This window comes from Cohaesibacter marisflavi (genome assembly GCF_900115225.1).
Taxonomy (GTDB): Bacteria; Pseudomonadota; Alphaproteobacteria; order Rhizobiales; family Cohaesibacteraceae; genus Cohaesibacter; species Cohaesibacter marisflavi.
In genome coordinates this window covers 179699-201773 of sequence record NZ_FOVR01000002.1, presented here as the reverse complement: position 1 = coordinate 201773, position 22075 = coordinate 179699, and the positions used below count along the sequence as shown (strand labels likewise).

Annotated in this window: 21 protein-coding genes; all 21 read left to right on the top strand. The window is 55.2% G+C overall.

Annotated features, from left to right (window positions below; translation table 11 throughout):
• The first annotated feature begins 13 nt into the window (after positions 1-13).
• The gene (locus tag BM258_RS04420) at positions 14-1432 is read left to right on the top strand and encodes a FliI/YscN family ATPase (protein WP_090069364.1); all 1419 of its coding nucleotides are present in this window, start codon (positions 14-16) and stop codon (positions 1430-1432) included.
• 106 nt (positions 1433-1538) lie between these two features.
• Positions 1539-2003, top strand: coding sequence for a rod-binding protein (locus BM258_RS04415; protein ID WP_090069362.1), 465 nt, complete (start codon positions 1539-1541; stop codon positions 2001-2003).
• Positions 2004-2038: 35 nt separating this feature from the next.
• On the top strand, positions 2039-2482 hold the full coding sequence (locus BM258_RS04410; protein WP_139229198.1) for a hypothetical protein: 444 nt from the start codon (positions 2039-2041) through the stop codon (positions 2480-2482).
• A 9-nt stretch (positions 2483-2491) separates the two neighbouring features.
• Positions 2492-2947 (top strand): hypothetical protein, encoded by a 456-nt coding sequence (locus BM258_RS04405; protein WP_090069358.1) that lies wholly within the window; start codon positions 2492-2494, stop codon positions 2945-2947.
• Positions 2948-3178: 231 nt separating this feature from the next.
• A complete protein-coding gene (flhA, locus tag BM258_RS04400) occupies positions 3179-5272 on the top strand; it encodes a flagellar biosynthesis protein FlhA (protein ID WP_090069355.1) in 2094 nt (697 codons plus the stop codon).
• A 6-nt stretch (positions 5273-5278) separates the two neighbouring features.
• Positions 5279-6031, top strand: a complete 753-nt coding sequence (locus BM258_RS04395) for a flagellar biosynthetic protein FliR (protein ID WP_090069352.1) — start codon at positions 5279-5281, stop codon at positions 6029-6031.
• A gap of 63 nt (positions 6032-6094) precedes the next feature.
• Complete coding sequence (locus BM258_RS04390) at positions 6095-6442, top strand: hypothetical protein (RefSeq protein ID WP_090069350.1); 348 nt, start codon at positions 6095-6097, stop codon at positions 6440-6442.
• A gap of 286 nt (positions 6443-6728) precedes the next feature.
• Positions 6729-7646, top strand: coding sequence for a flagellin N-terminal helical domain-containing protein (locus tag BM258_RS04385; RefSeq protein ID WP_090069348.1), 918 nt, complete (start codon positions 6729-6731; stop codon positions 7644-7646).
• Between the two features lie 325 nt (positions 7647-7971).
• Positions 7972-9546: a flagellar basal-body MS-ring/collar protein FliF gene (gene fliF / locus BM258_RS04380; RefSeq protein ID WP_407062699.1), complete on the top strand. Its 1575-nt coding sequence runs from the start codon at positions 7972-7974 to the stop codon at positions 9544-9546.
• The gene (locus tag BM258_RS04375; protein ID WP_090069344.1) at positions 9546-10253 is read left to right on the top strand and encodes a hypothetical protein; all 708 of its coding nucleotides are present in this window, start codon (positions 9546-9548) and stop codon (positions 10251-10253) included. The genes fliF and BM258_RS04375 overlap by 1 nt, the downstream gene beginning before the upstream one ends.
• On the top strand, positions 10246-11751 hold the full coding sequence (locus BM258_RS04370) for a MotB family protein (protein WP_090069342.1): 1506 nt from the start codon (positions 10246-10248) through the stop codon (positions 11749-11751). The genes BM258_RS04375 and BM258_RS04370 overlap by 8 nt, the downstream gene beginning before the upstream one ends.
• Entirely contained in the window at positions 11748-13199 is a 1452-nt protein-coding gene (locus BM258_RS04365) for a hypothetical protein (protein ID WP_090069340.1), read from the top strand. Before BM258_RS04370 ends, BM258_RS04365 begins: the two co-directional genes overlap by 4 nt.
• Before the next feature lie 6 nt (positions 13200-13205).
• Positions 13206-14651 (top strand): flagellar hook-length control protein FliK, encoded by a 1446-nt coding sequence (locus BM258_RS04360; RefSeq protein ID WP_090069338.1) that lies wholly within the window; start codon positions 13206-13208, stop codon positions 14649-14651.
• Positions 14605-15201 carry a transglycosylase SLT domain-containing protein gene (locus BM258_RS04355; RefSeq protein WP_407062698.1) on the top strand — a complete coding sequence of 199 codons (597 nt, stop codon included), beginning with the start codon at positions 14605-14607 and terminating at the stop codon, positions 15199-15201. Before BM258_RS04360 ends, BM258_RS04355 begins: the two co-directional genes overlap by 47 nt.
• A gap of 324 nt (positions 15202-15525) precedes the next feature.
• Entirely contained in the window at positions 15526-16830 is a 1305-nt protein-coding gene (locus BM258_RS04350; RefSeq protein ID WP_090069336.1) for a flagellar hook protein FlgE, read from the top strand.
• A gap of 83 nt (positions 16831-16913) precedes the next feature.
• On the top strand, positions 16914-18350 hold the full coding sequence (gene flgK, locus BM258_RS04345; RefSeq protein ID WP_090069334.1) for a flagellar hook-associated protein FlgK: 1437 nt from the start codon (positions 16914-16916) through the stop codon (positions 18348-18350).
• 3 nt (positions 18351-18353) lie between these two features.
• Positions 18354-19394, top strand: a complete 1041-nt coding sequence (locus BM258_RS04340) for a flagellar hook-associated family protein (RefSeq protein ID WP_090069332.1) — start codon at positions 18354-18356, stop codon at positions 19392-19394.
• A gap of 153 nt (positions 19395-19547) precedes the next feature.
• The gene (gene flaF, locus BM258_RS04335) at positions 19548-19898 is read left to right on the top strand and encodes a flagellar biosynthesis regulator FlaF (protein ID WP_175527914.1); all 351 of its coding nucleotides are present in this window, start codon (positions 19548-19550) and stop codon (positions 19896-19898) included.
• Positions 19895-20350 (top strand): flagellar biosynthesis repressor FlbT, encoded by a 456-nt coding sequence (gene flbT / locus BM258_RS04330; RefSeq protein WP_090069328.1) that lies wholly within the window; start codon positions 19895-19897, stop codon positions 20348-20350. Before flaF ends, flbT begins: the two co-directional genes overlap by 4 nt.
• A gap of 72 nt (positions 20351-20422) precedes the next feature.
• Positions 20423-20833 (top strand): flagellar hook assembly protein FlgD, encoded by a 411-nt coding sequence (flgD, locus tag BM258_RS04325; RefSeq protein WP_090069326.1) that lies wholly within the window; start codon positions 20423-20425, stop codon positions 20831-20833.
• A complete protein-coding gene (gene fliQ / locus BM258_RS04320; protein WP_090069324.1) occupies positions 20833-21099 on the top strand; it encodes a flagellar biosynthesis protein FliQ in 267 nt (88 codons plus the stop codon). Before flgD ends, fliQ begins: the two co-directional genes overlap by 1 nt.
• Positions 21100-22075: the final 976 nt, after the last annotated feature.

The following is a 22075-nucleotide window of genomic DNA, read 5'->3' as shown; positions in this document are numbered from 1 at the left end:
GGTGTCAAAGACTATGTCGCAAGGAAGAAAAGCAACCGCTCAGCGCCGAGACCAGGCCAATAAACTGGATCGTCTTCAAGGCGTTGTCCGGCTCTTGCAGGAAGAGCATCAGACTCTCAGAATATGCGGCTCAGTGACACAAATCACACCGGGCTATTATGGAATCAGTGGGCTGGAAAAACATGCCCATATCGGAGACTGCGTCGAACTGGATGTGTTGCGCCCTTTTGGGCGCGGGCCAGCGCGCGCCGAGGTCATCCGGATCGATCAGGGCAAGGTCTATGCCAAGCCCTTCAGCCGTCATCTTGATGTCGGCATAGGCACCCGCGTTTATCGCATGGGGCCGATCCAGTTCTGTCCTGATGACAGCTGGAAGGGACGCGTTATCGATGCTCTGGGTCGCCCGATTGATGGCAAGGGCATGCTGACGCCCGGTCGGCAAAGCGTGCTACTGGAAAACGACCCGCCTTCCGCCATGGAACGCGGCCTTATCAGCAAACCCGTCCGCACCGGCGTGCGCGCTATCGACTTGTTTACGCCTCTGTGCGTGGGGCAGCGCATCGGCGTTTTTGCAGGCTCTGGCGTGGGCAAATCCACTCTGTTGGCCATGCTGGCCCGTGCATTGGAATTTGACATCGTGATTGTTGCCCTAGTCGGGGAACGCGGACGCGAAGTACGCGAATTCATCTCCGAGACACTGGGCGACAGTCTGGAGCATTCCATCGTGGTGGTCGCCACGGGTGATGAAAGCGCCATGATGCGCCGTCAGGCTCCGAAAACAGCGATGGCACTGGCTGAATATTTCCGCGACAAGGGCAAATCGGTCCTGATGATCATGGACTCGGCCACCCGTTTTGCACTGGCTTCGCGCGATGTTGCCATGGCCTCAGGGGAGCCTGCGGTGGCCCGCGGCTTTGCCCCGAGCGTTTTTTCCGATCTGCCCCACCTGCTGGAACGCGCTGGCCCCGGCCCTGCCCCCAAGGACAAGGATCAACCCTGCGGCGCGATCACCGGTATATTTGCGGTTCTGGTCGATGGCGATGATCACAATGATCCGGTCTCTGATTCCATACGTGGCATTCTGGACGGACATATCGTGCTGGATCGCTCCATCGCTGATCAGGGACGCTATCCGGCGATCAATCTGTTGACCTCGGTTTCGCGTATGGCCAACAAGGCGTGGGCCCCCAACGAAACCTCGCTGATCATGAAGCTCAAGGGCATGATTGCCCGTTATGAAGAAACCCGGGATCTGCGGCTGCTTGGTGGCTATACAAAGGGCAGCGACCCCGAGCTGGATCACGCCATGGAGCTGGTGCCGCGCATCTATGACATTCTTTGCCAGACGCCCTTTGAGTTGGGAGATACACGCACGGACCCGTTCCGCGCGCTTTCCGATGCACTGATGGCGCAGGAGAAAAAGAAGGGATAGGGCATTCGATACTAGTGCCTTGCAAAAGAGTGGCAAGCTTCAAGCAAGCCCGACGGCCTAGGCTGACCCTGTCTTTAATCAATGAGGACTGATCCGAGGATAACCGATGGCTATTTCAATCCCTTCAGATCTGGTGCTGGACGTCGTCAACGCGGCAGATCCGGTCGAGCGACAGATGGCAGCACAACGCCTGGGCTCGGCCTCACGCTCCGCGATGCAGGTGGCCAGTGCCACCGGTGCCGTTCCCGACCTAGGGAGCGGCACCGAGCCAGCCAGCTTTGAAAAGCAGTATGCGAGCGTTGCCAAACCTGCAGTGCTCTCTGATGCAGGCATCTCGCGCTATAGCAAGGGCATTGCAAAGGAAAAGGATCCAGTCAGTGAGAAATTCGTGGCGCTGATGCTGCACGAAATGCTGGAGACCATGTTGCCCCGTGACACCGAGGGCATCTATGGCGAAGGCCTTTCTGGCGACATGTGGCGCTCGATGCTGTCCGAACAGGTCAGCAACCAAATGGCCAAAAGCGATAAACTTGATCTGGCATCCTATTTCGATCTGCCAGAGCAAGCTTGATCTTCCCCCTATTCATGAATGAAACAGAGTCTGACATGCAAACATCCATACAAGAAAACACCGGTCAGAGTGTTGATCTGGCAGTCGTTCCCGAGGGTGCCACCGACGGTGTCCAAACTCCACTGATGTCGTTGTCCGAGAGCGAGGAACGCATTCTGGAATGCGTCCAACGCGCCATCCGGGCCGTCTCCAGGGAAACCAAGGCGTTACGCGAAGAGAAAAATGTCGATCTGCGGGCGCATAGCGATGAGAAATCACGCATTTTGCTCGAATTGAGCCGACTGACCGAAATGGTGAATGTGAAGACACTTTCCTCTTCGGTCACCTCCGAGTTGCTGGTCCTGCGCAAATTGCTGGACGAAAACCAGAAGGTTTTGCAGAAGCATCTCGAAGCGGTACGCGAAATCACCGAAGTCCTGTCGAAGGCCATGTTGGCAGCGGAATCTGATGGCACCTATGGTGCTCAACCTACGGAGTGATTGAAAGCAATGCGCTACGCCCTGCTCGCCATCTGGATCGGTGCTGTATCCACCCTGTCGGCCTATGTTTCCGGCCATTGGATGAACAACAAGAGTTTTGCCGAACTGTCCGGCATTCCGCTACAGGAAGGCATGGATTTTGAAAAAACGCGTGCGATCAGCGTGCCCATGATCACGGATGGCAAGGTACGGGGCTATATCGTGGCGCAATTTGTCTACACCATCGATTCCACGACCCTGAGGGAGCTGGCGATTCCACCCAACCCCTTCATTGTTGATGAGGCCTTCCGCACCATTTTCAATGACACATCCATCGATTTTGACGACCTCAAGGCCTATGACATCGACAAGCTGACCACCCATATCAAGGACAGCGTCAACCAGCGCATGCAAGCCAAGCTGGTGCATGACATACTGGTCGAGGAGTTCAGCTTCTTCCCGGACTCCTCCATCAACAAAAGCTGAGCCCGGCACTTCCGGCTCAGACACATACTCTCTCACACATCTCACGCATAAACGGCTCACTGGCAGCGGCTGCACACATCATGTGCCGGCTCTCAAGCCAGTGCATGCCCGCTTTTGCGCCGTTTTCTGCGGCATTGGCGCAATGGGTGAGACACAGCAGGCTGGGGAACAAGCCCGACGCAAGCTTGCCTATGCATCTTAGAACGCACGCAACGAACAACGGAGAGCGACATGTCCGACAGCCAAGTCGTCGCACCAATTGGAATGAATTCTGAGAAAAAAGGTCGGGATGTCGGCTTTGCGTTCGGTATCGTTATCATTCTGACGATCCTGTTTCTGCCCATTCCACCGATCCTTATCGATATTGGCCTGTCCCTGTCGATTGCCTTGTCCATCCTGATCCTGATGGTCGCCCTGTGGATTCAGAAACCGTTGGAATTCTCCTCATTTCCGACCATTCTGCTGATCGCCACCATGCTGCGCCTGTCGCTCAATATCGCAACGACGCGCATGATCCTGTCGCAGGGACACAAGGGGCTAGATGCTGCGGGCAATATCATCAACGGCTTTTCACAGTTTGTGATGAGCGGCGATTTCGTTATTGGCCTGATCGTCTTCACAATCCTGGTGATTGTGAACTTTCTGGTGATCACCAAAGGCGCGACCCGTATTGCTGAAGTTGGCGCCCGCTTTACGCTTGATGCCATTCCCGGCAAGCAGATGGCCATTGACGCCGACCTCAATGCCGGTCTCATCGACGACAAGGCCGCGCAGGCCCGCCGCAGTGAGCTGGAAGAGGAAAGCTCCTTTTTCGGCGCCATGGATGGTGCATCCAAATTCGTCCGCGGCGATGCCATTGCCGGTCTCATCATTACGGCCGTGAATATTTTCGGCGGTATTGTCATTGGGGCCACACGCCACGGCATGACGATGGCCGAAGCATCCGACGTCTTTACAAAACTGTCCGTGGGTGACGGGCTCGTCTCGCAGATTCCTGCACTGATCGTGTCTCTGGCTGCCGGTCTGCTCGTCTCCAAGGGCGGCACGCGCGGTTCGGCGGAAAAGGCTGTCATGGGGCAGCTTGGCAAATATCCTCGCGCCCTGTTTGTGGCGGCCAGCCTGATGATCATCCTGGCCATCATGCCCGGCCTGCCCGTACTTCCTTTTGCTGCGCTTGCAGGTGTGATGATCTTCACCGGCTATTCCATTCCCAAGCGTCTGGCTGAGGAAGAAGCCGAGAAGGCACGCCGGGCCATGATCGCAACCAAGAAGAAGGAAGATCAGGATCGCCTGTCGGCCAAGCCAAGCCTCAAGACAGCAGAAATCGAGCTTTGCCTTGGCAAGCAGCTGACCGCGCAGATGCTGACATCTCGCGATGATCTGGCCAACCGCGTGGCCAAGATGCGCCGCAAATTCGCAGAGGATTATGGCTTTGTCGTTCCCGACATCCATCTGACGGACAGCCTAGCACTGCCACCCAAAAGCTATGAAATCAAGATTCACGGCACGATCATCGCCAGCCATGAGCTGCGCGTGGGCGAGCTATTGGTTCTGGCCGGTCCGGACAAGACCGCGAGCCTGCCCGGCGAACCGACCCGCGAACCAGCCTTCGGCATGCCCGGCATCTGGGTTCCCAGCGCCTATCAGGGCGAGGTTGACCGGATTGGTCTCAACTCGGTGGACAGCACCACGATCGTTCTGACGCACTTGAGCGAAGTGATCCGCAACAACCTGCCGCAGTTGCTCTCCTACAAGGATATGCGCCATCTGATCAATCGTCTCGATCCGGAATATAAAAAGCTGATCGACGATATCTGCCCGGCCCATATCAGCTTCTCCGGCCTGCAGGCCGTGCTCAAACTGCTGCTGGCCGAGAGGGTTTCCATCCGCAACCTGCATCTCATTCTGGAAGCCATCGCGGAAATCGCACCCCATGTGCGCCGCTCCGAAGAGGTTGTCGAACATGTGCGCGTGCGCATGGGACAACAGATCTGTGGCGATCTGGCCAAGGGTGGCAAACTCTGTGTCATCCGGCTGGGCAACCGCTGGGATCTGGCCTTCCACGAGGCGCTCAAGCGCGATGCCAAGGGCGATATCATCGAAATCGATCTGGAACCGCAACTGGTTGAACAGTTTGGCCAGCAATTGACCAAGGTCGTGCATGAGCAGGCAGCCAACCAACAGAGCTATGCCCTGCTGACCACGCCTGAAGCCCGCAGCTATGTGCGCATGATCGTCGAACGGCTGTTCCCGACCCTGCCGGTGCTCTCGCATCTGGAAGTATCCCGCGGCGTCGAGCTGATCACAATCGGAAGCGTGTCCTGATCTGCCATGGCCTGGATACAACCCACAACATTGCTTGCCGTTTTCCTGATCCAGTGCCGCATTGGCGGTTGCCTGATGGTCATGCCCGGCTTTGGCAGCTCGCGCATTCCCATGAATGTGCGACTGTTCATTTCAATCGCCGTCTCCATCGGCCTTGCGCCCCTGTTGCTCGCCCCTGTCATGAAAAGCCTGCCAGACACCAATCTGGACCGCGTGTTTCTGCTGATCACCACTGAACTGATGACCGGTATCACCATCGGTTTTATCGGCCGGATTTTCATGACCGCTCTGGAAACCATGGGCAGTTATGCAGCCATGTTCATGAACCTTGCCGCCATGGGTGGTAGTCCGCTGGAATCCAACGATGCCCTGCCCCCGATGGTCAATATTATCTCGATGACGGCCATCGTCATGATCTTTGTGTCAGGGTTGCATTGGCAGCTGATCTCCGGACTCGTGTCCTCCTTCTCGGTCATTCCTCCGGGACTGACCTTTGATGTGCAGGGCTCACTCATCCAGTTTGTGGACACATTGACCGAGGCTTTTCTGGTGGCTTTGCGCGTCTCGAGCCCGTTTGTGCTTTATGCCGTGCTCGCCAACCTCTCCCTTGGTCTGCTGAACAAATTTACACCGCAGATCCCGGTCTATTTCGTATCCATGCCATTCATTCTCATGGGTGGCCTGCTGCTGACCATGTTTGTTGTCAGCGAAATGGTGGGAATTTTTATCGATGCGCTTTCGCTCGCCCTTAGCCGATAAAGAAGAGAGACCATGTCAAAAAGAACAGAACGACTTCGCAGACTTCTCCACGCCCAGGAACAAATGCACCAAAGTACCCAACGAGCGGTTGAGCAGACCGTTCAACAGAAAACGCATTTGCGGGAAAAGGAAGCATCCCTGGTCAAAATGATGGCCGAAGGCGACCCCATTCTGGTCAATGCCCTGATGGCATCCCATGCCAAGCAGCTCAAAAAGGTGGCCAAGGAGCGGGCCGAGCTGGATCAAGCGCTCGAAGTGCTGCAACAACAGCTGCGCAAACATGGCACGACCATGGAATCGGTGCGACGCTTTTTAACCATGGTGGAAGACAAGGAACGCAAGGAGCAGGAAAAGTCTGATAACCTGGAAATCCTTGAAATGGTTACCAATCCGCGCGCAGATCACCCTTGAAGAAGAGCCTCTGTTATTGTTTTCTACTCTGCATATTTTCCTTGAAAAGCCCCTTCAACGAAGGGGCTTTTCTTTTTGTTCATGCTTCTGCCAGCAAGCGCTGAATAAAAAATGTCGTGCCTCGACAGACTGGTCAGCCTGAGGCAAGGTCAGCTCACTATGGTGAGAAGCACGACAGGTTGAGCATAACCTAAAGCAAATGCTCAAAGGCATGAGGCCGCCCTGTTGTCCCGGATAAAAGCCCGGAATGTCCCCTCTATCTTCTACTTTTGAAAGGGACATAATCATGTCTAACAGTATTCTGACCAACACCTCTGCAATGACTGCTTTGCAGACCCTGAACGCCACGAACAAAAATCTGGACGCTACTCAGCAGCGCATTTCCACTGGTATGCGCGTTGCCGGAGCAGAAGACAACGCTGCCTACTGGTCCATCGCAACAACCATGCGTTCCGATAATGGCGCTCTTTCTGCTGTGCAGGATGCGCTCGGTCTTGGTGCCGCTACCGTCGACACCATGTATACGGCCATGAACTCTACCGTTGATGTGATGAAAGAGATCAAGAACAAACTGGTTGCTGCGAAGGAACCTGGTCTTGATCGTGCCAAAATCCAGTCTGACATCTCTCAGCTTCAGAACCAGTTGAAATCCGTCGCGAACTCAGCTGTGTTCAACTCCGAAAACTGGCTCGTCAGTGACACGGGTACCACACCTACCAAAAGCATCGTCAGCTCCTTCAGCCGTGACAGCTCTGGTGCCGTTCAGATTGAAACGATTGATGTCACTCTGTCCGACATTCAGCTGTTCGACTCCACTGGCAGTGGTGCAGGTATCTTCGATACTGCCTTGACTATGGGTACCAACGTTGGTGGTGCAGATCTGTCTGACTTCGACATCTCTGCTGTTGCCGATGACGATCTCACGGGTCTTGATACCCTGATCGACGACGTTGAAACCGCAATGGGCAAAATCACTGATGCTGCAACCACTCTTGGTTCGATCAAAACCCGCGTTGATCTGCAGAATGACTTCATCTCTGCTCTGACTGACGCAATTGATCGTGGTATCGGCCAGCTGGTAGATGCGGACATGAACGAAGAATCCACACGCCTGAAAGCTCTTCAGGTACAGCAGCAGCTCGGCATTCAGGCTCTCTCGATTGCCAACTCTGGTTCTCAGAGCATTCTGTCTCTGTTCCAGTAAGCTGTTCTATAAGTGGGCTCTTGATTTTGACAGCTGTAAAAGGCGCATCCTTCCGGATGCGCCTTTTCTTCATTCTGCCTTACCGATTTCTGTCTTCTTTCTCTTTCTTCTCTTTCTTCTGGCTGTGGCCTTTGTCCTCTTTGACTTTAATTTTGGACGGCTATCTTCAATTCAGACGCGCCGCACAGGCTTCACGCAAGCTTTCCGGCCCATAGTCACAAAAGACGTTTCCTTTTGCTTGAAAGAGGGTTGAATTTCGATGCCTGGAAGTGAACAAGCCGAAAAAATATTGGCAAATCTCAAAGAGCTCGGTCCAAGAAGGCTCATGGCTCTTGGCCTTATCGGGCTCATGACCCTTATGTTGGTCGGGGGTGGGGCGTATTTTCTCTCCAAACCACAGATGACCGTGCTTTATTCCGGGCTGGACCGGGAAGACATCACGCGGATCGGGTCTGCCTTGCAGGATTCCGGTATCCGGTTTGATGTGAATACGGAAAGTTCGGCGGTTCTCGTCAACCATTCCTCAGCGTCGCGCGCCCGCATGTTGCTGGCCGAAAGGGGATTGCCCCGTGGCGATAGCGCAGGATATGAGCTTTTTGACAATCTCGGTTCGCTGGGCCTTACGTCTTTCATGCAGGAGATTACGCGCGTTCGTGCGCTGGAAGGCGAATTGGGCCGAACGATCCAGTCGATGAAGGATGTGCAGTCGGCACGCGTGCATATCGTGTTGCCGGAAAAGGGATCCTTCCGCAAGAAGGACCAGATGCCTTCGGCTTCCGTTGTCATCCGGGGATCGGGCACCGGGGAATTCCAGACAGCCCAGGCCATCCGATATCTGGTGGCGGCCGCTGTTCCGGGCATGAAACCGGCCGAAGTGACGGTGTTGGATTCCTCAGGCGAGCTGCTCGCCTCCGGACAGGGCAAGGATGCCTCTTCCGCTGGTGAAATGGCCGGGCTTGAAACGCTCGTCTCTGATCGCATTCAGGAAAATATCCGCAAGACCCTAACGCCCTATCTTGGCCTTCCCAACTTTCAGGTTTCCGTTGCCGCCACGCTCAACACGGACAAGGAACGTGTAGCGCAGACGATTTTTGACCCAGACAGCCGCATCGAGCGCAGTATCCAGACCGTTCGTTCAAGCGAAAGCGCGCAGAATGCCAGCTCTCAGCCACCGACCACGGTGGAACAGAATCTCCCTGATGAACAGGTCGACAACAGCGGCAGCGAACAGTCGGTGGAAGAAAATCAACGCCGCGAGGAAACGATCAACTACGAGATTTCAACCAAGAAGGTCGAGCAGACCCGCGAGGGCTATGATGTGGAGCGTCTCTCCATCGCCGTTCTGGTCAACCGGGCCCACCTTCTGGAAACGCTGGGCGATGGCGCAGATGAAGAAACAATCAACAATGCCATCAACAAGCATATCGAAGAAATCAGCCAGTTGGCTTCTTCTGCAGCAGGCCTGAATGCCACGCGGGGAGACCAGATCAAGGTTGCTGTTGTCGATTTCCAGGCCGGCACCGGGGAGCTTGAACCACTGCCGCCGCTGACCGTGACCCAGGTGCTGTTGCAGCAGTCGGGTAACGTGGTCAATGCCGTAAGCATTCTGGTGGTTTCCACCTTGCTGATCTGGTTCGGTCTGCGCCCTGCAATCAGTGCGCTGGTTCCAAAACCGGTGGCGAATGACAACACACCCGAAGAATCCGAGCTTGAGGTTGGCCTTGATGATCAGCTGGGCTACATGGCCTCCGATCCGAGTACCCATGCTGGCCTGATCGAGGAATTGTCCAAGAAGCTGGATGCCTCTCCTGTGCGTAAGCTGGAACGGGTGGTCGAGATGAATGAAGAGCAGTCCGCAGCGATCCTCAAGCAGTGGTTCTATGAATCGGAGACGGCTTGATGACGATCCCTCTCAAAGATCTGATCCCATCTGTCAAGGACGCGCCGCTGGAGCCTGCCGAAGTCAAGCCGCTGGGCAAAGAAGTGAAGCCACTTGGTAAAACAGAGCCAACCGAGATTGTCTTCGGTGGACTGGATCTCCTGCTGCCAATTGCAAAACAACCCGAGGCGCCGCAAACGTGCGCGGAAACCCAAAGCGATTGCACAGAAGCCTGGGCCAATGGATTGAAGGACGCAGAGCTCCTCTGGCAGGAGCAGTTATCCCTGCAGCGGCTGAAACTGCGCGAGGAATTCGACGCCATGAAACAGGTGCTGGCCGCCGAGCTGCATCGCCAGCTTCATGGACATGTCGCCGAACAGATGGTGGAGATCAAAAACGAGCTCGCCGATCAGGTGGCCGAAATGCTCCAGCCTTTTCTTGCTGAACAGGCACATCGCCGCATTGTCGAGATCTTTTCAGACGTCGCCGAGCAGGCCTTGCATGATTGTGTTGCAGACAGCCCTATCTTGCGCGGCCCGGAAAATCTGCTCGAACAGCTAAGCTCGGCAGTGGATTGCGAAAAGCTCTCGGCGCTTGTGGGCGACGTTGCCCCGCAAAATCTGCAGGACGAACCCACCGAGCTTTCCCTAAAAGTGGATTCTTGCGTTTTCGAAACGCGTATTTCCGATTATCTGACCCAACTGGAAGAGGCGGTGCAAGATGACTGATCTGGAACAGACACACGACAAGGAATTGATCATCATTCGCCGCCGCCATGATATCAATATCGAAAAACCCCATAGCGGCGTATGGAAGATCGCCCACGCCGACTTCATGACAGCGATGATGGCCTTTTTCATGGTCATGTGGCTGATTTCCAGTACCGATGATGCAGCCAAGAAGCATATCGCACGCTATTTCAACCCCGTAAAGCTCTCTGCCATGACGTCCTTTCCCAAGGGTCTGGAAGACCCGGACCCGAAGGATATGAAAGTCGGCCCAGAAGCCACACCGCCCAAAGCCTCGTCCCAGCAGGACGACGCAGATGACGGGCGGGCGCTCTCCCAGTCGGCAGCACCGGCTGAGGCCGATGGGCAGAGTAGACAGGCGAACGCGGCCCGTTCACGCGGTAAGGAAGATAGCAGACCGCTGCCAACCTTTACCGAAGCTGAAATCTTTTCAGATCCTTACGGGGTTCTTGACCGCATCGTAATGAACGGAAAAGTCGCGGCAAGCCAGTCTCAGGACGATACCGATTCCACGCAGAGCCTTGCCCAGAATGATAGCCAGATCGAAGGGTCCGGCGGCGAAGCCATGCGCGATCCATTTGCCCCTCTTTCCTGGCGTCTCAATCCCCTCTCGCTCGAAGAAATGGATATGACAGAGGAAGCCACCTCTTCCAATTTCTCCATAGCAGGGCAGGACTCCGATCAATCACCGACCCGGTCCACAGAGGGCGAAAGCCTTTCAGCTGGAGAACCGGCCCCTGACGCCGGAAATCCAGATGCGGGCTCCTCGCAAACCGACTTTGCCATGGCTTCTGCCGCTTCTGTCGGCTCTGCCCAGAGCCCAATGGAAGAACAGCGTGCCGGACCGGACGGCAAAGAGGCTCAGGCCAATGCCCCTCAAAGCAAGGGCAATGCGCGGGAGGCCCAGGCCGAGCAGGCTGCTGCAAGCCCCCACCAATCAACCGGCCTTGGCCCGGATGTTAACGACGCCATGGGCAGATCAAGAGGCACCAGTGCTCTTGACCGACAGGTGGATGAATTCAGAACAATCCTGAATGCCGCTCTCAATGAGGAACCGCGCCCGACTATCGGCAATGAACTCACCGTAACCACAAGCGGCGATGACATACTCATCAATGTTTCGGACAGCGCGGACTATGGCATGTTCGCTATCGGGTCTTCCGAGCCGACGGCGCAATCCATTACGCTGCTCGAACGCATCGCCAAAAGCCTCAAAAAGGTCAAGGGCAACATCATCATTCGGGGCCATACCGATGCGCGTCCATTCCGCAATGGCAAATCGGACAATTGGCGCCTCTCGACAGCCCGTGCCCACATGGCTCGCTTCATGTTGATCCGTGGCGGGCTGGATGAAAACCGCCTGCTCCGAGTGGAAGGTTATGCTGATCGCGCTCTCAAGCATCCCGATGATCCGGAAGCCGATGACAACCGCCGCATTGAAATTCTCGTGCAGCCGAGCAAGGAGGCACCGCAATGATCAAGCAAACTCCATCAGCGCACAGCTGCAGTCTTCGCACCCGCCTGATGACCACCGCTCTGCTGGCCTGCCTATGCTCTGCCGCAAGCCTGTCCGGCGCGATGGCCCAGACAACAGACCAGACGGCAGGCCAGACAACAGGCAAATCAGCCGATCAGCACAAAGCGATCCGAGTCATCGAAGGGGTCTCCATGGTGCCAGCCAGAGCCGACGACGCACGCGCACCAGAAACGGGATCTGCCTCATCTTCCGGTCAGCAGGCGGCCACGACCGCTGGTCAGTCGGCAAATGGCACGATAATTCCCCATGCGGTCGATGCGTCGGTGGATGACATGCAGCCCTATCTGCAGGTTCGTGTGGTTCAGAATCTTCAGGCCCAAACCGCCAAGGGATCCACACAGGCCCTCAAGGCCCAACGCAAGCTGATCATCAATCTCAACCGGCATTTTCTCGAATTGCCTCCCAAGGTTTGGCAGAATGAGCAAAATGCGCGCGCAGCCGTTATTCATCTGCTCTCGGGTGGTCATCCCGCGGTGGGCCACCGGCTATTGTCACTCGATCCGCCGCCTGCGGTTGACCCGGCTCTTCTGAAGGGGGCCTTGGCCTATATCGAAGGCCGGAAAAACGAGGCCTATCGTGTTTTCTCAACCATAGACCCTCTATCTCTTTCGCCAACACTGGGGGGGCAGATTGCTCTGGTTCAAGCCATTCTCGCTCTACCCGACAATCTTGAGGACGCTCAGGTTGCCATCGACAAGGCACGCCTTTTGCTGCCCGGCTCCCTTGTGGAGGAGGCTGCCTTGCGTCGGGGTGTTTCAGTCGCGGCAGCAGAGAATGACACCAGACTGTTTCAAGCCTATTCCCTGCAATATATGCGGCGGTTCAACAACTCGATCTATAATTCGGATTTCAGGCGTCGCTTTGCCATTGCCATGCGCCGGTTTGGCGAGAGCAAAGAGGGCAGCAATTTTGCTGAACTCGACACGGTTATCTCCGAGTTTGACATGGATGCGCGGCGTAGCCTCTATCTACTGCTCTCCTATTCAAGCCTGATTGCAGGCAATGTCCCCCTTGCCCAACAGGCGGCAAAGGCGGCCCTGCCACTGACACTGGATGGTTCTCAAGACCAGTCACGCTCCCATCTTTATCTGGCAGGCTCCATGATTGATGCAGACAGCATCAAGCTGTCGCTCCAGCATCTGTGGAAGGTGCAGCGCAGCAACCTCACCAGCCGGGACCAGATTCTGGCAGAAAAGATATCGCAGGTGATCAACAATATCCGCGCCTGGCCCGAGACCCGCGATCCCGCGTTGGCCTTCACCATCAGACCTCTCACTGGCGACAAGGGTAAACCGGGCTGGCAGTTGGAAACCTTGACCGAGGGCAGACAGGCCATTCGTCAGACTGATCTCTTTCTGTCCTCTTCCAAACAATCCTCTCTTAGGTGAATAAGCATGCCTAGTCAGACCATTCCCGCCGCTGGTGCCAACGTCAACACAAAGGCCCTGTATTCCGGAAAACACTCTGTTCACGGAGACAGTCAGCACAAGCGACAGGCCCATGATAACAGTGCCTCTTATGGAGACGAAGCCGAACAGGCCGCCAATGAAGCGGCGGAGCTGGAAAGCAAATCACACAAGAAGCATGCAGACAAGGCCAATGGTGATACAGGGCCCTCTTCCTTTGAAAAGCTGTTTGATCTTGTTTCTCCGGATGCCAATAAAAAGGCCGCCACGGCAATGGCGGCGGAGGCCTCCAAGGAGCAGAGTGCTGAAAAAGCCGATTTCAAATCTATCCAGCAATTGTTGGCGCAAGCAGGCTTTGGACAAGCACCCGATAAAACGGGCAGCGGTGCGCTCGCTGGCACAAGAACCGATCCGCTTTTGCAGGCCGGCAAAGACCGGTTGGCCGAACAGGCCCTGAGCGATGCGGCCAAGCAGCAAAACGGGGCAGAAGGCTCCATGGGCAAAATAGGCAAGGCAGCAGCCGAGGCCAGCACTGCAAAAGATGCCAAGACCCTCTTCCAAGGTCTTTCCCAGACACAGGAGAAGGTATCCCTTGGCTCTATGGAGCAGTTGGCAAAGAGCGCGCAGTCAAACCCGGTCGATCCGACCAACCTTAAAGCCTATTCTCTGGATACCCGCGCGACATCGGCTTTTGATACGGTCATGCCGATTGTCAGGGATGCCATGTTGACGCCTACCCAGAAGGCCCAGCGCGACGGCTTCAGTGTGCTCAAACAGGAAACCCATTTTGCGCCGATGGATATGTTGGAGACGAATGGAGTGGTTTCGCCTCAGACGGGTCTTACCACGGCCAATTCCGTTCTCCGCCAGATTGGCGACGCCTTGAGCGGCAGCCTCAATGGGCAGGGCTCGGCCAATTCCGACAGCGCTCTTGATGCGCAATTCTCAAGTGGATTGAAGCTGCATCGCAGTGGCGATGTATTGCGCGTTCTTGATATCCAGCTGCATCCCGCCGATTTGGGCAAGGTGCGTCTTTCCGTGCGCCTGAATGACAACAATATCGAAGTGCGCATCGAAGCATCCAAGGCCGAAACGGCGAAGATGCTTGAGACCAACCAGCATGAGTTGAATAAATTGCTGCAAAAGGCTGGCTATCAGGCTGACCGCATTACGGTTGTCGCGATGGATGAAAAGGGCCCTTCACAGATACTGCCTCCCTCTTCCAGTGACAGTCTGAACCAGCAGAATGGTCAGGACCGGTCCGGCTCCTCCGGCGCCAACAACGGCTCGGGCGATCAAGGCGGGCAAAAACAGCAATCGGGCGCAAGAGACGAAGGCGGCCTGTTCTCGATGGAGTCCTTTGATGATAATTCCGACGGAGTGCATCATGAAGCGACAAGCGAAAGTCAGCCTTATCGCGGGCTTACTCTTTAGCGCCAGTGTGGCCGGCTCTGCTTTTGCGGCAACAGCACGGGCTGAAACAGCGACCGTTGATGCGGTATGCGAGCGGGAAATGCGCGCCGCAGCCGCCAGCGAAGGGGTGCCACTTGGCATTCTCTATGCGGTTGGACTGACAGAAACGGGGCGCGGCCTGAAGCTGCACCCCTTCGCCCTCAATATCGAGGGAAAGACGGTGATGACATCTTCCAAAAACGCCGCGCTCGACGCTGTGCGCGAGGCCAGGAAGAATGGCAAGAAGCTGATCGATATCGGTTGCATGCAGATCAATCACCATTATCATTCTGACCAGTTTGCATCCCTGGATGAAATGATCGATCCCCACGCCAATGTACGCTATGCGGCAAAATTTCTAAGGCAGTTGCGTGCCCGCCAGGGAAGCTGGACGATGGCAGTGGCGCGTTATCATGCAGGTCCTGACAACAATCCCGCTCAAAAGCGCTATGTCTGTGCTGTTATCCGCAATCTTGTGGCCAGCAAGTTTGGCCAGTGGACGGCTAAATCCCGTGCCTTTTGCGACCGGTAGGCCCACCTACTCTCTCCCGCCCATCATATTTTTCGAGCTTTTGCACCTGCCAACTTCACAAATTGGCAGGTGTTTTTATATGGAGTGGACAAAAATTCAGCCGCCCCCCTCCCCGTTTTGCCCCATTCTGTCCAAAGCGCACAGAAACACTTCGATTGAATATAAAAATTTAATTAATTCAAATATTTACAACAGATTGGAGGCCAGTTTCGCGCAAGCCTTCTGCCCTATCCTCTCAGCATAGAAACCTCATAGTCCCTATCAGGGCAACCTGCGCCACTGCTCCGGATGCGAGATAGCGGTTACTTTAAACAGGAGAGCACCATGGGCCTTTACGGCGTAATGCGTTCTAGTGTTTCAGGCATGAACTCCCAGTCGAGCAAGCTTGGCACTGTATCTGATAATATCATCAATGCGAACACGACCGGCTACAAGAAGGCCGAAACCGAATTCAAGTCCGTTGTGACCACCCAGAACACCACCTCCTATAATTCAGGTGGCGTGGAAGCTCTCACCTCTTACGACATCTCCACAGCCGGCAACATCGATTATACCACCAGCGTAACCGACCTGGCGATTGATGGCAGTGGCTTCTTCGTGGTGTCTGATTCTGATGGCACACCATTCCTTACCCGGGCAGGGCACTTCGTACCTGACTCAGATGGCAATCTGGTCAACACGGCAGGATATTATCTGCAGGGCTTCGACCTCACCAATGGTTCGCCTTCGGTTGTTGCCAACGCGCTTACCGGTCTTGAAAAGGTGAATATCAACCAGTCCCAGTTGGAGGCCAACGCCACTACGGAAGGGTCGATGAGCGGCAACCTGCCCTCGAATGCTGCCATTGAGGCCGCGCCGCTTCCATCCGCCAACGATGGCACCATTTCCAACATCAATTATACCGCCAAAACATCTCTGGTTTCCTATGACGATGTAGGCAACGAAGTCCAGATGGATGTCTATTTTACCAAGACTGGTACTGACACCTGGGAAGTGGCTGTCTTCAACAACGCAGATTCCACCGATGGTGGCTTCCCCTATACCGCATCGGTCACGACCGCACACGGCAATACCTACGCCAACCCCATGTCGACCACGACACTGAATTTCAACGCAGATGGCACCTTTGCGGCCACCTCGCCAACCGAATTCAGCTTCCATATCCCAGACCATCAACCCGCCACTGAAGATGCCACCATTTCCATTGCTGGCATGACACAATTGGCTGCCGATTTTGGTGTCGATGATCCCACAGTGAACGGCAACGCGCCGCAGAATGTCGAGAGCGTTGAAATCAACCCTGATGGCACGCTCTACATGGTTTACGAGGATGGCTCACGCCAACCGGCCTATCGCATTCCGATCGCGGATGTGGCCAGTGAAGACAATCTTGCCCCCATGGGCGGCGAGGTCTTTACCACCACCAACGAAAGTGGCGACGTGCAGGTCGGCTTCCCCGGAGACAATGGCATGGGCACCCTGATTTCCAGCGCCATCGAAGGCTCCAACGTGGATCTGGCCGAAGAACTGACCAACCTGATTGTTGCCCAGAGGTCATTCTCCGCTGATTCCAAGGTATTCCAAACCGGGTCAGATCTGCTCAGTGAGGTTGTGAACCTCGCTCGCTAAGTCCGGCTTCACGAGACTACACACGTCCCCCATGGAGTTCCTCCCTTCGGGTGTAGTCTCGTGCATTTTTTAAGGTAAGTGTCATGAGTCTATCAGTTGCTCTGCAAGTCGCACAATCTGCCCTGAGCACGCGACAAAAAGAAACCGCAGTCCTTTCGCGCAATATTACCAACGCCAGTCAGGAAGGCTATACGCGCAAGACAGCATTGGTCTCAACGCTGCAAGCAAGCGACGGTTCGGGCGGTGGCGTCTATATCAGTGCCATTTCCAGAGCGACCGATCAGGCGCTGTTCCGTAGTCTCATTTCCTCCACCTCGATCGGTGAGAAAAGTGATGCCTATCTGGACGGGTTAACCCACTTGGCCAACACGCTGGGCGACACCAACCAGAGTATTTCTCCAGCCGCTGTTCTGGGTGAGTTGGAAACGGCATTGCAGGCCTATGGGGCAATGCCTTCTGATTCAGTCCTTGCTGGGCAGGTGCTTTCTGCTGCCCAGAATATGGCATCGACGCTGAATAACGCTTCGGCTACCGTGCAGGCCGAGCGGGAAAACGCGGATGAAAAGATCGCCCAATCCGTGGCGATCATCAACGACCAGCTGGCACGCATCGAAACTCTCAACAAGGAAATCGTGCGCGGCACCGAGCTTGGGTCGGATGTGACCGACGCCCTGGATGCTCGCGATCAGGCGGTGCTAGAACTGTCCGCCCAGATTGGCATCAAGACTCAGACGCGCGAAAATAACGATCTGGTCATCACCACCGAAAGTGGTGTGATGATGTTTGAAACCACTGCGCGCAGCGTCACTTTTGAACAGACAGACACTTTCTCGGCCTCAACCGTTGGCAATTCGGTGCGCGTTGACGGGGTTCCCGTGGCAGGCCCTGATGCCAGAATGGAAATCAGCAACGGCCGCATCGCAGGCCTTGTCGCCGTGCGCGATGAAGCGGCCGTGACCTATCAGAACCAGCTTGATGAAATTGCTCACGGGCTGATCTCCGCCTTTCAGGAAAGCGGCACGGCAGGCATCTTTACCCATACAGGGACACCATCGGTCCCGGCTGCAGGCACGTTGGTTCAGGGATTGGCCTCCGATATCCAGGTCAACGGCGCCCTTGATTCAGACCATCTGGACTTGATCCGGGATGGCATCACCACGGACTATAACCCGTCTGACCATGCCAGCTATGGGGATCGCATTCAGCAGCTGCTGAGCAACCTTGACACCTCCATGGTGTTCAACGGCGATACGGGCGTTGATACGACCGGCACGCTTAAGGATTTTGCATCCTCTTCTGTCAGCTGGCTGGAATCGTCGCGTCAAAGTGCCAACACCGTTTCCGAAAACCAGTCCATCACGCTTAACCGGGTGACGGAATCCTTCTCCAACGCGACCGGCGTCAATATTGATGAAGAAATGCAAAGCATGCTGGAAATTGAGCGTAGCTATTCCGCGACCGCGAAATTGATCAGCACGATCGATGAAATGTTGGATCAACTTCTACAGATTGCGGGTTAAATCATGACGAACTATATCTCTTCCCTTTCGTTTTCCACGGCGACAAACAAGTCCATTGCCTCGCAAACAAGCAACCTTGTTAAGCTGCAGAAGGAAGTCTCCTCGGGCCGACACTATGATGTTGGTCTGCATTTGGGTAGCTCCACGGGCGAGGCTGTTTCCATCCGGGCGCAGTTCCACACGCTCAATGCCATTGTCGACACCAATGCGCTGATTTCCAGCAGTCTGGATGTGGGTGTGCAAGCGCTGGAGAATGTCTCCACATTGGCATCCGACTTTCAGTCCACTCTGCTGACATCCATCGGCAGCGCCACGGCGCGGAGCGTGATCGTTTCCAGTTCCAAGGACAATCTGGATTCATTGATTTCCACCCTCAACACCTCTTTCAACGGCTCTTTCATCTTCGCTGGCATCAACACCGAAGAAACACCGATTGAGACCTATGAGACCGGGTCAACAAGCAAGACCGCCATCGACGCCTCTTTTAATGCCAAATTCGGCTTCGGGCCGGACGACCCGCAGGTGGCCAACATCACCGTGGCTGATATCGAAGACTATCTTGATAACGGATTTGCCGCCGAGTTCGACTCAGCCAACTGGGCCGCCAACTGGTCCTCTGCCACCGATGAGGTTACCTCCAGCAGAATTTCCGCCACCGAGGTGATCGACACATCGGTCAGCGCCAACGAAGAACCCCTGCGCAAGTTGGCCATGGCCTACACGATGATCTCTTCGCTCGGCGCCGGGAAGATGTCACAGAAAACGTTCGATGCCGTTGCCAACAAGGCAACCGAGGTTATCGGTTCGGCGATTCAGAGCCTTAACAATGTCATCGGCAAGGCCGGCAACGCACAGGCCCGGGTTTCTGACGCGTCCGATCGCCTTGCCATCCAGACCGACACTCTGAACGAGCGCATCGTCGATCTGGAAAATGTCGACAAGACAGAGGCTTCGGTGAAACTGTCCAGCGCAGTTACGCAACTGGAACTGACCTACACGATCACGAGCCGGATGCAGAATTTGAGCTTGCTGAACTATCTCTAGGTTTCACACTCAAGACACGACAATAGGGGCGGCAAGGCACGGCTCTGCCAGTTGCCACCCGCAAACCAGCATACCGGAGGGACTGACAATGAGGCGATGGATGCCTGGTCTGCCAGCACCCTTTACAGAAAGATCATCAGGGCGAGGAAGAGAATGTACACTTCTTACTATGCGGAAAGCTCTCAACTGTCTGGATCATGCCAGAAAAGCAACGAAGTCCAAGCCATCAATCATCTGGTTGAGTGCTTGAAGGAGGCGAAAGTCCAGGGGGTTCAGTCTGTCGTGGGCATCAATGCACTTTATCAGACCAATCTGGTCTGGTGCTTTTTGCTGGAAGATCTGGCCAAGCCGGAAAACACACTGCCCGATCAGCTCAAGGCCGATCTTGTGTCCATCGGTCTCTTCATTCTCAAGGAAGTCGGTCGTATTCGCCAAAACGAGAGCGATAATCTTGACGCTCTCATCGACCTCAACACCATGATCAGCACTGGACTAGCACAATGAAACCGATGCGGCTTACTTTCAAATCCGGAGAACGCTTTTACATCAATGGTGCAGTGATCCGTTTTCCCAAGAAGACAACCATCGAACTATTGAATGAAGCGGAATTCCTGCTCGAGAACCACATCATTCAGGCCGACGAAACAACCACGCCACTGCGGCAGCTCTATTTCATTGCCCAGATGATGTTCACCTCTCCGACCAACATCGAAGAGGCACACAAGACATTCCTGAAATTCGCTCGCAGTCTGACCGACACGGTCGATCATTATCGACTCTGTGCAGGCATTCAGGAAATTGTGGATGTGGTCAATGCCGGCAACTATTACGAGGCCATGAAACGCATTCGGGCTCTCTATGCGCTGGAAGAAAGCCTCTTGAGCGATGTCGTGGATGTCCATGAAAACAAGGATATGCGCTTCGACCAGTCACCATCGCCAGAAGCCCGTTTCTAACCAGATCACCATGTCAATCAATCTGACAGCTCAGGCAGGTCTTTCACCCTGCGGCAAGAAGGATTAAACAGAATGTCCGTTTCACCCGTTACATCAAGCACATCTGCAGCCTCTACCCAGTCTTCCTCCAGCGTCTCCAGCGCCATGACCCTTGACTATGACGCATTCCTGCAGATGATGGTCACCCAGATGCAGTATCAGGATCCGACCAACCCGACCGACATGTCCGAGCAGATGGGGCAGCTGGCGTCCTTCTCCAATGTCGAACAGAATATCCAGACCAACAACAAGCTCGACAATGTGCTCTCCCAGCTCTATGTGAACCAGTCGACATCGCTTGTTGGCAAGACCCTCTCGGCCACGCGTAATGGCTCGGAGATTTCAGGCACGATTGCCTCTGTCACCATAGCGACAGACGGCGTTGTCGCGAGCCTCGACGATGGCACGAATGTGCTTGTCGGCCCAGGGGTGACGATTTCCTGATGAATGAAGTTGATGCACTCGATCTTGTTCGAGAAGCCTTTTGGACCGTGATTGTTGCAGCCAGCCCCGCTGTGGGGGCTGCAATGGTCATCGGTCTGGCTATCGCCCTGTTTCAGGCCTTGACGCAGGTGCAGGAAATGACGTTGACCTTCATTCCCAAGATCCTTGTCATTTTCCTGATGCTCATCGCAAGCGGCACCTTCATCGGCACCCAGATTACCAGCTTTACCCAAATCGTGTACGACCACATCGAAAGTGGCTTTTAAACACCCCGCCTTTACCATGGGTGGAGTGTTTCTCCATGCCGTTTCAAATAGGTTGCAGCTGCCAGACATAGACTTGGGCCTTTAAGGTTCTGGACCTTTAAGGTTTTGGTCCTCTATGGAATCAAGTCTCAATGGAACCAGACCTCCCGGCTAGCCTTCCGGCCCCATGCTGCTTGCCTGTCTCCGGTCGCCTCTCCCCGATGCCCGACCGCTACACGCCTTTTCTTCGTCTCCAATTCCCGCAAGACCTCATTAGCCCGAAGCAACCCAACGATGCCCCCGCCTCTGCCAGTGGCGTCTGAGGGCTGTATGAGGTTATGCGTGCGCTCTGGGCTGTGTCCACCCCAACCTTGTCTGAAAATCGCTGGGATCGCCTGTCAAACAGACTGGGTTGGGCAGCCTGGGTTGGGCAGCCTGGGTTGGGCAGACTGGGTTGGGCAGGCTGGGTTGGGCAGGCTGGGTTGGGCAGGCTGGGTTGGGCAGGCTGGGTTGGGCAGGCTGGGTTGGGCAGGCTGATATATCCAAGCGTCCTGCTGAGCTTCTTCGGTCTGCTTCAGGCTGTTAGACCGGCATTTCATGTATTTAGTGAGAGAGTGGAGCATTTGGTCCGGCAGTAAGGGCAAGTGTCGGACAGGCGCCAGCTCAGGTTGTTCCAGAACGCAATCCTGCCGTTGGCTATATGGTGGCTATAGTCCCGCGTGACGCCGCGACATGCCCCAGATGGGGCTCATGCTATTCGCTCCTGCGGACTTATCCTTGCATTCAGGCACAAGAAGCCAGCCACGGCTCGTTTCGAGGCGGTATGAGCCATGGTCCATCAGCCCTTCACATCAAGCGTGAAGAACAACGACGGGGTATTTGAGAGCACGCTTCATGCTGCTTCTCAATGTACCGTTTTTCTTTTTGAAAACCCTCAAGGCGGGTTGCCTTTCGGGAGAAGATCTTTCCATTTCGGCCTTCATGCCGAAACACCAAT